The 935-nt window shown below is 57.0% G+C and carries 1 protein-coding gene; it reads right to left on the reverse strand.

Annotated features, from left to right (window positions below; genetic code table 11):
- Window positions 1–97: 97 nt before the first annotated feature.
- On the reverse strand, window positions 98–679 hold the full coding sequence (locus GSQ79_RS24205; RefSeq protein ID WP_158811323.1) for a TetR/AcrR family transcriptional regulator: 582 nt from the start codon (window positions 677–679) through the stop codon (window positions 98–100).
- Window positions 680–935 lie beyond the last annotated feature (256 nt).

Here is a 935-nt window from a genome sequence, read left to right on the forward strand (position 1 = left end):
GCCGCCTGTACATCAGGTAAGGCGCATGGTCGGATACCGCACGAGCTGCTGTATCTGACGCGTTGGTCCAGCCGAGCCGTTCAAAGCGATTGCAAAATCACGGCGTGCTGGTCAGCAAATCGAGAAGAAGCGACGCTACTGCGTCGACATCGGTTAAGCCCTTAGCCGCGCGGGTACGGCCACTTAATTCCAGGTCCGCGAGGCCGTGTGCCGTTGCATAAATTAGCGCGGTCGCCCTTGCCGGATCACCTTTGGCAAGCTCCCCAGACTTCTGTGCTGCGACGACGAGATTTGCGACGGTTTCAAACGTTTCGAGCGCTTCGGTTTCCAACATGCCCCCGTGCTGGCTGATGTCTGGATCGCTGAATAGCAACCGGTAGCGGGCCGGGAAATGCCGAGCAAATGAGAGATAGTTTTCAACGACAACGCGAAGCGCCTGAAGCGGCGTAGCTTTTTTGAGTGCAGTTTCTCTAAACCTGGCTGCCATCTCGACAAAGCTGGCCTCGGCAACCGCGGCTAGGATGGCTCTCTTATCCTTGAAATGTTTATAGGGGGCGTTGTGAGAGACGCCCACGGCCTGCGCCACCGCGCGTAACGTCACCGCCTCGGGACCGCCCTCGTCAAGCAAGCAGGTAGCAGCTGTAATCAAGCGTGTTTTGGTTGATGGCTTCTTGGGCATAGCCAAAAGATGCCCCCAAAGGTTGACACCGTCAACTAAGACTGCGAGGTTGACGCTGTCAACGTGAAGAGATGCCCGTGTTACGCAAAATGCTGGCTGCGGCGATAACCCTGCTGTTCTACGGATCCGCTGTGCCCGTGTGCGGCGAAAACCGCGTCCCGTTGACTTTGTCAGACGCCGACCGGAGCAGTGATGCCATGCGTGCAACATATGATGTAGCGATTACGAGAGAGATCTTTGTACCGGCCGATAGCGG

Origin of the sequence: Beijerinckia sp. L45 (assembly GCF_009765775.1) — a bacterium.
Lineage (GTDB): Bacteria > Pseudomonadota > Alphaproteobacteria > Rhizobiales > Beijerinckiaceae > RH-AL1.